6 protein-coding genes are annotated in these 10,079 nt (G+C 69.5%); all 6 read left to right on the forward strand.

What is annotated here, in order from left to right; all coding sequences use genetic code 11:
- The first annotated feature begins 440 nt into the window (after positions 1 to 440).
- Complete coding sequence (gene uvrC / locus ACFWYS_RS05280) at positions 441 to 2,558, forward strand: excinuclease ABC subunit UvrC (protein WP_384763577.1); 2,118 nt, start codon at positions 441 to 443, stop codon at positions 2,556 to 2,558.
- Complete coding sequence (rapZ, locus tag ACFWYS_RS05285) at positions 2,555 to 3,571, forward strand: RNase adapter RapZ (protein ID WP_384763583.1); 1,017 nt, start codon at positions 2,555 to 2,557, stop codon at positions 3,569 to 3,571. The genes uvrC and rapZ overlap by 4 nt, the downstream gene beginning before the upstream one ends.
- A complete protein-coding gene (yvcK, locus tag ACFWYS_RS05290) occupies positions 3,568 to 4,635 on the forward strand; it encodes a uridine diphosphate-N-acetylglucosamine-binding protein YvcK (protein WP_384763586.1) in 1,068 nt (355 codons plus the stop codon). The genes rapZ and yvcK overlap by 4 nt, the downstream gene beginning before the upstream one ends.
- Complete coding sequence (gene whiA, locus ACFWYS_RS05295) at positions 4,626 to 5,615, forward strand: DNA-binding protein WhiA (protein ID WP_190070616.1); 990 nt, start codon at positions 4,626 to 4,628, stop codon at positions 5,613 to 5,615. Before yvcK ends, whiA begins: the two co-directional genes overlap by 10 nt.
- A gap of 149 nt (positions 5,616 to 5,764) precedes the next feature.
- Positions 5,765 to 8,719 (forward strand): M14 family zinc carboxypeptidase, encoded by a 2,955-nt coding sequence (locus ACFWYS_RS05300; protein WP_384763588.1) that lies wholly within the window; start codon positions 5,765 to 5,767, stop codon positions 8,717 to 8,719.
- A gap of 229 nt (positions 8,720 to 8,948) precedes the next feature.
- The gene (gap, locus tag ACFWYS_RS05305) at positions 8,949 to 9,959 is read left to right on the forward strand and encodes a type I glyceraldehyde-3-phosphate dehydrogenase (protein ID WP_062713766.1); all 1,011 of its coding nucleotides are present in this window, start codon (positions 8,949 to 8,951) and stop codon (positions 9,957 to 9,959) included.
- The last annotated feature ends 120 nt before the right edge of the window (positions 9,960 to 10,079 follow it).

Below are 10,079 nucleotides of genomic sequence, written 5' to 3' on the forward strand. Positions count from 1 at the left end.
CTGATGCCCAACAGTGGCGCGGCCTGGCCTAGTCGCGATGCACCGAACGCAGGGCTGCCTCAAGTCGCCATGCCCACCGCGGTGTTCCCCCTGAGACACGGCACTTCCCTGGTGGCTCGCGTTGATCAAGGCCGGGGCCATGACGACGCAGGGGCTCACCCGGCCCCAGGCTGGTGATCTTCGCGGAGGCCGGAGTGATCACCGACGAGGGGGGAGAAGGAGCCGACGGGGGAGCCAAAGGCCGATCACACCGGCGGCCGACACTCCGGTGTGCCGCACCGGCCCAGCAGCCTGGCCCAACGCCGCCTCCCGGAGTGGCAAGCCGCAGCGATCACGGCCGTGTCCTGGCCGTTCTGGGATTCCCGGAGGCATGCTGAGCGTGGACGCGCGTTGTCCACAGCCTCGCCGGACTGTCAGCGGGCGCCAGTAGGGTGTGAGACATGGCCGACCCCTCCAGCTACCGCCCCCAGCCGGGACAGATCCCGGACTCTCCCGGGGTGTACAGGTTCCGTGACGAGCACCGCCGGGTGATCTACGTCGGAAAGGCGAAGAGCCTGCGCCAGCGCCTGGCGAACTACTTCCAGGACCTGGCGGGCCTCCACCCGCGCACCCGCACGATGGTCACCACGGCCGCGTCCGTGGAGTGGACCGTGGTGTCCACAGAGGTCGAGGCCCTGCAGCTGGAGTACTCCTGGATCAAGGAGTACGACCCCCGGTTCAACGTCAAGTACCGCGACGACAAGAGCTACCCGTACCTCGCGGTGACGATGAACGAGGAGTACCCGCGCGTGCAGGTGATGCGCGGTCACAAGAAGAAGGGCGTCAGGTATTTCGGACCGTACGCGCACGCGTGGGCCATCCGTGACACCGTCGACCTCCTCCTGCGCGTCTTCCCCGTCCGCACCTGCTCGGCCGGCGTCTTCAAGAACGCCTCCCGCACCGGCCGGCCCTGCCTGCTCGGCTACATCGGCAAGTGCTCCGCCCCCTGCGTGGACCGCGTCTCCGCCGAGGAGCACCGTGAACTGGCCGAGGAGTTCTGCGACTTCATGACCGGCCGCACGGGCACCTATCTGCGCCGTCTGGAGAAGCAGATGATGGAGGCGGCCGAGGAGATGGAGTACGAGCGGGCCGCCCGCCTGCGCGACGACATCGAGGCCCTGAAAAAGGCCATGGAGAAGAACGCGGTCGTGCTGGCCGACGCCACCGACGCCGATCTCGTCGCGGTCGCCGAGGACGAGCTGGAGGCGGCCGTGCAGATCTTCCACGTCCGCGGCGGCCGGGTGCGCGGCCAGCGCGGCTGGGTCACCGACAAGGTCGAGGAGATCACCACCGGCGCCCTCGTCGAGCATGCCCTCCAGCAGCTCTACGGCGAGGAGACCGGGGACGCCGTGCCCAAGGAGGTCCTCGTCCCGGCCCTGCCCGACCCGCTGGAGCCCGTGCAGGAGTGGCTGTCGGGGCGCCGTGGCTCAAATGTCTCGCTGCGCATCCCCCAGCGCGGCGACAAGCGCGCCCTCATGGAAACCGTGGAGCGCAACGCCCAGCAGGCGCTCGTCCTGCACAAGACCAAGCGGGCCTCCGACCTGACCACGCGCTCGCGTGCCCTGGAGGAGATCGCCGATGCCCTCGACCTGGACAGCGCCCCGCTGCGGATCGAGTGCTACGACATCTCCCACCTCCAGGGCGACGACGTCGTGGCCTCCATGGTCGTCTTCGAGGACGGGCTGCAGCGCAAGAGCGAGTACCGCCGCTTCCAGATCAAGGGCTTCGAGGGCCAGGACGACGTCCGCTCCATGCACGAGGTGATCACCCGCCGCTTCAGGCGCTACCTCGCCGAGAAGGAGAAGACGGGCGAGTGGGCCGACGGCGAGAACAGCCTTGAGCCCTCCGGCGGCGACAGCGCCCTCACCTCCGCCGATCCCCTGACCGACACCTCCTCCGCCCCCCTCGCGGACGGCCTCAAGGACGACGAGGGCCGCCCCAAGCGCTTCGCCTACCCCCCGCAGCTCGTCGTCGTCGACGGTGGCCGGCCGCAGGTCGCGGCCGCCCAGCGGGCCCTGGACGAGCTCGGCATCGACGACATCGCCGTCTGCGGCCTGGCCAAGCGACTGGAGGAGGTCTGGCTGCCCGGCGAGGACGACCCGGTCGTCCTGCCGCGCACCAGCGAGGGCCTCTACCTGCTCCAGCGCGTGCGGGACGAGGCCCACCGCTTCGCGATCACCTACCAGCGCACCAAGCGCGCCAAGCGTTTCCGGTCGAGCCCGTTGGACGATGTCCCCGGCCTCGGTGAGACTCGCAAGCAGGCGCTGATCAAGCACTTCGGTTCGGTGAAGAAGCTGAGATCGGCGACCATCGACCAGATCTGCGAGGTGCCCGGCATAGGCCGCAAGACGGCCGAGACGATCGCCGCGGCCTTCGCCCAGGCGGCCCCGGCCGCACCCGCCGTGAACACGGCGACTGGAGAGATCATGGAAGACGAGGAATCCGAGACGACGGCGGAGACCTCGGGGGAGCCCGTGTCCGCGGGCGCCCCGGACGAACGACGGGGGCAGGAGAGATGAGCGAGCACGAGACACAACCCACGGCCGGGCGAGATCAGCAAGCCCAGGAAACGCACAAGAACAACGGCGAGGATCTCACCCAGCAGGACGCACTCCAGAAAGACGGAGAACAGGTGAGTACGGCTATCGAGACAGCCGGGGTCCCCGAGGCGGCCATCCCCGAGCTGGTGATCATCTCCGGCATGTCCGGGGCCGGCCGCTCCACGGCGGCCAAGTGTCTGGAGGACCTCGGCTGGTTCGTGGTCGACAACCTGCCGCCCGCGCTGATCCCCACCATGGTGGAGCTCGGCGCCCGATCCCAGGGCAATGTGGCGCGGATCGCGGTGGTCGTCGACGTCCGCGGCCGGCGCTTCTTCGACAACCTCCGCGAGTCCCTCTCCGACCTCGACAGCCGGGGCGTGACCCGCCGGGTGGTGTTCCTGGAGTCCTCCGACGACGCCCTGGTGCGCCGCTTCGAGTCGGTGCGCCGCCCGCACCCCCTCCAGGGCGACGGCCGTATCGTCGACGGCATCGCGGCCGAGCGCGAGCTGCTGCGTGAGCTGCGCGGGGACGCCGACCTGGTGATCGACACCTCCAGCCTGAACGTGCACGAGCTGCGAGCCAAGATGGACGCCCAGTTCGCCGGCGAGGAGGAGCCCGAGCTGCGGGCCACCGTCATGTCCTTCGGCTTCAAGTACGGCCTCCCGGTCGACGCCGACCTGGTCGTGGACATGCGCTTCCTGCCCAACCCGCACTGGGTCCCGGAGCTGCGCCCCTTCACCGGCCTGAACGAAGAGGTCTCGGCGTACGTCTTCAACCAGCCCGGCGCGAAGGAGTTCATCGACCGCTACTCCGAGCTGCTCCAGCTGATCGCGGCCGGATACCGTCGGGAGGGCAAGCGGTATGTGACCATCGCGGTCGGCTGCACCGGCGGCAAGCACCGCTCGGTCGCCACATCCGAGAAGCTCGCAGCGCGCCTTGCCTCCCAGGGTGTGGAGACGGTGGTCGTACACCGGGACATGGGTCGGGAATGACGGGACGTACTCCGCGGCTGAGCAGGCTGCGCCGCGCGGTGCCCGAGTCGCGCGCCGCCCGGCCCACCGAGGCCCGCGGCGCCAGACCGCGCCGCCGGGGCACCCAGCCCAAGGTCGTCGCCCTCGGCGGCGGCATGGGTCTGTCCGCCTCGCTCGCCGCACTGCGCCGGATCACCGGCGACCTCACCGCCGTCGTCACCGTGGCCGACGACGGCGGCTCCAGCGGGCGCCTGCGTGACGAGCTGGGCGTGCTGCCGCCCGGCGACCTGCGCAAGGCGCTGGCCGCGCTGTGCGGCGACGACGACTGGGGCCAGACCTGGTCCCGCGTCATCCAGCACCGCTTCCACTCCAAGGGCGACCTGCACGACCACGCGGTCGGCAACCTGCTGATCGTCGCCCTGTGGGAGCAGCTCGGCGACCACGTCCAGGCCCTCGACCTGGTCGGCAAGCTCCTCGGCGCGCACGGGCGGGTGCTGCCCATGTCCGCCGTACCGCTGGAGCTGCAGGCCCTGGTCAAGGGGCACGACCCGGAGCGGCCCGAGGACGTCGACACCGTCCGTGGCCAGGCCACCGTCGCCCTCACCCCCGGTGAGGTGCAGTCGGTGCACGTCGTACCGCACGACCCGCCGGCCGTGCCGGAGGCCGTCGCCGCCGTCCGGGACGCGGACTGGGTGGTGCTCGGCCCGGGCTCCTGGTTCTCCTCGGTCATCCCGCACCTGCTGGTGCCGGATCTCCTGGACGCCCTCACCGAGACGAAGGCGCGCCGGGTACTCTCGCTGAACCTCGCGCCGCAGCCCGGAGAAACCGAAGGCTTCTCACCGCAGCGTCATTTGGAGGTTTTGGGACGACACGCCCCTAAACTCGCCCTGGACGTGGTGCTGGCCGACGAGGCCGCCGTGCCCGACCGGGATGTGCTCACCGAGGCCGCCAAGCGGCTCGGTGCCGCGGTCGAGCTGGCCCCGGTGGCCCGGACGGATGGGACGCCCCGGCACGACCCGGAGCTCCTCGCCGCCGCGTACGACCGTATTTTTCGGATGCATGGAAGGATCGGCCCATGGCGATGACGGCAGCGGTGAAGGATGAGATCTCCCGGCTCCCCGTCACCCGGACCTGCTGCAGAAAGGCGGAGGTCTCCGCCATTCTGCGGTTCGCCGGCGGCCTCCACCTGGTGAGCGGACGGATCGTGATCGAGGCGGAGCTGGACACCGCGATGGCGGCACGTCGGCTCAAGCGGGACATCCTGGAGATCTTCGGCCACAGCTCCGAGCTGATCGTGATGGCGCCGGGCGGGCTGCGCCGCGGCTCGCGCTATGTCGTGCGCGTGGTCGCGGGCGGTGACCAGCTGGCCCGCCAGACCGGTCTGGTCGACGGGCGGGGCCGCCCGATCCGCGGCCTGCCCCCGCAGGTGGTCTCGGGGGCCACCTGCGACGCCGAGGCCGCCTGGCGCGGTGCCTTCCTCGCGCACGGCTCGCTCACCGAGCCCGGCCGCTCGTCCTCCCTGGAGGTGACCTGCCCGGGTCCCGAGGCCGCGCTCGCCCTGGTCGGCGCCGCCCGCCGGCTGTCGATCGCCGCCAAGGCCCGTGAGGTACGCGGCGTGGACCGCGTGGTCGTCCGGGACGGCGACGCGATCGGCGCCCTGCTCACCCGGCTCGGTGCGCACGAGTCCGTGCTGGCCTGGGAGGAGCGCCGGATGCGCCGCGAGGTGCGCGCCACGGCGAACCGGCTAGCCAACTTCGACGACGCCAACCTGCGCCGCTCGGCCCGCGCGGCCGTCGCCGCCGGCGCCCGGGTCCAGCGTGCCCTGGAGATCCTCGGCGAGGAGGTCCCCGAGCACCTCGCGGCCGCCGGACGCCTGCGCATGGAGCACAAGCAGGCCTCGCTCGAAGAGCTGGGCGCGCTCGCCGACCCGCCGCTGACCAAGGACGCCGTCGCCGGCCGCATCCGCAGGCTGCTGGCCATGGCCGACAAGCGGGCCCAGGACCTCGGCATCCCGGGCACGGAGGCCAACCTCAGCGAGGAACTGGCGGACAACCTCGCGGGGTGAGGTGACGGATCGCCAACACGCCGGTGCCGATGTCCGCTTGGGATTCGGCACCGGCTTTGTGTGTCTTTGCGACACTCTTGACTGGGCCCTGAAGTGGCATGAACCTGGCAGTCATTCGTCACTGTGGCGAAACACTGCTAGGGGGGTACATGAGACCCAGAGCGAGATCGATCCTCGCTGCCGGTGCGCTCCTGATAGGCGGAGCGAGTATTGCACCCATGGCCCAGGCACAACCGGGAAGTTCACAAGGAACCGACCCGAACGAAGTCAAGGTCTTCCGCGCCGAGGTCACCAAGAAGCAGGTACCCCTGCTGCTGGCGGCCGGCCAGGACGGCCATGAACTCAGTGGGCAGGCGCCCGAGAAGGGCAAGGCCACCGTCGAGGTCTACCTCACGGACAAGCAGGCCGAGAAGCTTGAGAAGCAGGGCGTCCAGCTCACCGAGCACGATCTCTCCGCCAAGGCGGAGGCCCGTACGGAGAAGGCCGCGCAGGGCGTGTACCGCCCGTACAGCGGAAGTGGGGGGCTCAAGGAGGAGATCGTCCGGACCGGGCAGGAGAACCCGGGCCTCACCAAGGTCGTCTCCATCGGCAAGACGATCAACGGCCAGGACATCCTGGCCCTCAAGCTCACCAAGAACGCCAAGAAGACGAAGGACGGCGCCAAGCGCTCCGTCCTGTACGCCTCCAACCAGCACGCGCGCGAGTGGATAACGCCGGAGATGACCCGGCGTCTGATGCACTATTACCTGGACAACTACAAGACGGACAAGCGCGTCAAGAAGATCGTCGACTCCACCGAGTTGTGGTTCGTCCTGTCGGCCAACCCCGACGGCTACGACTACACCTTCAAGGACTCCAGCACCCGCCTGTGGCGCAAGAACCTGCGCGACATCAACGGCGACGGTGCCATCAGCACCGGTGACGGCGTCGACCTCAACCGCAACTTCACCTACAAGTGGGGCTACGACGACGAGGGTTCGTCCCCCAACCCCACCAGCGAGACCTACCGCGGCGCGTCCCCGGCCTCCGAGCCCGAGACCAAGGCCCTGGACGCCTTCGAGCGCCGTATCGGATTCGATTACGGCATCAACTACCACTCCGCGGCCGAGCTCATCCTCTACGGCGTCGGCTGGCAGGTCGCCACCGACACCCCGGACGACGTGCTCTACAAGGCGCTCGCCGGCACGCCGGACAACCCCGCGATCCCGGGCTACCACCCGCAGGTCTCCTCGGAGCTGTACACCACCAACGGCGAGGCCGACGGACACGCGGGGAACGTCAACGGCATCGCGATGTTCACACCCGAGATGTCGACCTGCCAGACCGCGTCGAACATCGACCCGAACGACCAGTGGAACGCGGCCGACTGCCAGTCGGTGTTCAACTTCCCGGACGACGAGAAGCTGATCCAGCAGGAGTTCGCCAAGAACGTCCCGTTCGCGCTCTCCGTCGCCGAGACCGCCGCGCACCCGGACCAGCCGTCGTCGTCGGTCGGTCTGAAGGCCGCCGACTTCACCCCGGCGCCGTTCACCACGTCCTACTCCCGCGGCGCCGACCAGAAGGTCTCCGTCGTCGCACGCAAGTCCGTGCGCGACAAGGAGCTCAAGTACCGCGTCAACGGCGGCCGTACCGAGGACAGGACGCTCCGGCCCTGGAAGGGCGGCGAGACGTACGGCGGTGCGGACAACCTCCACTTCGACCAGTACCGCGCCAAGGTCGAGGACGGTGCCCCCGGCGACAAGGTCGAGGTGTGGTTCACCGGCGAGACGAGGAGCGGAAAGCCCGTCTCCAGCGAGCACTTCACCTACACCGTGGCCGAGCGGCCGCGCGCGGACGTCCTCGTGGTCGCCGAGGAAGGCGCCGCCGCCACGCACGCGCAGAAGTACGTCGACGCGCTCAAGGCCAACGGCCGCAGGGCGATCGTCTGGGACGTCGCCGCTCAGGGCGCGCCCGACGCGCTCGGCGTGCTGAGCCACTTCGACACCGTCGTCCACTACACGGGCGCGAACGTCCCGGGCAACGCCACCCAGCTCCAGCTGCGCGCCTACCTCAACGAGGGCGGCAAGCTGATGGAGGCGGGCGAGCAGGCCGGCGGCAACGTGGACCTAGGCGGCGGCACCCTGTCGAACGACTTCAGCCAGTACTATCTGGGCGCCTACTCCCGTACGTCGCTCCCCGGCGCCACCGGATTCACCGGCTCGGGTGAGCTGGGCGGCTTCACCGGAGCGCTCGGTGACGCCACCGGCAACCCGCTCGACAAGGCCGGGAGCTACAGCGTCACCTCGGACCAGCTCCCCGTCGACAAGTACCCGCAGTTCGCCAGCGCGGGCGCGGGCCAGTTCGCCGGAACGGTCAACCCGTACGGTCCCTACGCGGGTTCGTGGATGGTGGCCGCCGTGCACACCGACGACGCCTACAAGCGGCTCACCAGGACCGTCGACCTCACCGGTGTGACCGCGGCGCAGCAGCCGACCCTGCGCACCCAGCTGCTGTGGGACGTCGAGCCCGGCTACGACAACGTCCTGGTCGAGGCCCACACCACCGGCGCCGAGGACTGGACGACACTCCCCGAGAAGAACGGTGCCGGCGGCAACACCGTGCCGGCGGAGTGCGAGGCCGGCTTCTACATGGCCGAACACCCCTGGCTCAAGCACTACCTGACCCAGTCGGCCGCGGGCTGCACCGCGTCCGGCACCAGCGGTCAGTGGAACGCCCTCACCGGCGCCTCCGCGGGCTGGAAGCAGGTCGAGTTCGACCTGAGCGCGTACGCCGGCAAGTCGGTCGAGCTCTCCATCGCCTATGTCTCCGACCCGGGCTTCGGTGGGCGCGGCGTCCTCGCCGACCAGGCCTCGCTCGTCGTCGGCGGCGCGGCCACCGAGACCGAGGGCTTCGAGACCTCGCTCGGCGCCTGGAAGGTGTCCGGACCGCCCGCGGGCAGCCCGGCCGTCCTCAAGGACTGGACGCGCACCGGAACGCTGTTCCAGACCTATGGAGCGATCACCACGGACGACACCGTGCTGCTGGGCTTCGGCCTGGAACACGTCACCGCGGCGGCCGACCGTACGGCGCTCATCGGAAAGGCTCTCTCCTCACTTGAGGACTGACACGCCGAGGTCGACAACACGCGACACAGCGTGACCAAAATGAGTGATCCAGGCCTCCGGGCCGGGCGGTCCGTACCCCTACTGGCGGGTACGGACCGCCGTGCCGTGTATGAGGCATCTGGATGTCACCACGAAGGCCACAGAGAGGTAGGGTCGTAGGCGGTCGGGGACATCCCAAATAGAGCTCGCCGGCACCGCATGGCCGGCGTACCAACGAGGAGATCGGTTCGTGACGATCCGCGTAGGCATCAACGGCTTCGGTCGTATCGGTCGCAACTACTTCCGCGCACTGCTGGAGCAGGGTGCAGACATCGAGATCGTGGCTGTCAACGACCTGGGTGACACCGCGACCACTGCCCACCTGCTGAAGTACGACACGATTCTGGGCCGCCTCAAGGCCGAGGTGTCGCACACCGCCGACACGATCACTGTCGACGGTCACACCATCAAGGTCCTGTCCGAGCGCAACCCCGCCGACATTCCGTGGGGCGAGCTGGGCGTCGACATCGTCATCGAGTCGACGGGCATCTTCACGAAGAAGGCCGACGCCGCCAAGCACCTCGCCGGCGGCGCCAAGAAGGTCCTCATCTCGGCTCCGGCCAAGGACGAGGACATCACCATCGTGATGGGCGTCAACCAGGACAAGTACGACCCGGCGAACCACCACGTCATCTCGAACGCCTCCTGCACCACCAACTGTGTGGCGCCGATGGCCAAGGTTCTCGACGAGAACTTCGGCATCGTCAAGGGCCTGATGACGACGGTCCACGCCTACACGAACGACCAGCGCATCCTGGACTTCCCGCACTCGGACCTGCGTCGCGCCCGCGCCGCCGCCGAGAACATCATCCCGACCACCACGGGTGCCGCCAAGGCGACCGCCCTGGTCCTGCCGCAGCTCAAGGGCAAACTGGACGGCATCGCCATGCGCGTCCCGGTCCCGACCGGCTCGGCCACCGACCTGGTCGTGCAGCTGCAGCGTGAGGTCACCAAGGACGAGGTCAACGCCGCGTTCAAGAAGGCGTCCGAGGACGGCGACCTGGCGGGCTACCTGTCGTACACCGAGGACCCGATCGTCTCCTCGGACATCGTCAGCGACCCGGCCTCCTGCACCTTCGACTCCTCCCTGACCATGGTCCAGGAGGGCAACTCGGTGAAGATCCTCGGCTGGTACGACAACGAGTGGGGCTACTCCAACCGCCTCGTCGACCTCACGGTCTTCGTCGGCAACCAGCTCTGATATCCAGAGCAGGCGCATTGATGTGAGTCAGGGGGCGGGGGGGGGGCGGGGGCGCCCCCCCCCCCCCGCCCCGCGGGGGGGGGGCCACGGAGTGAGAACTGAGGGGTACGGTCGAGGAAG

This window comes from Streptomyces sp. NPDC059010 (assembly GCF_042740355.1).
GTDB lineage: Bacteria > Actinomycetota > Actinomycetes > Streptomycetales > Streptomycetaceae > Streptomyces.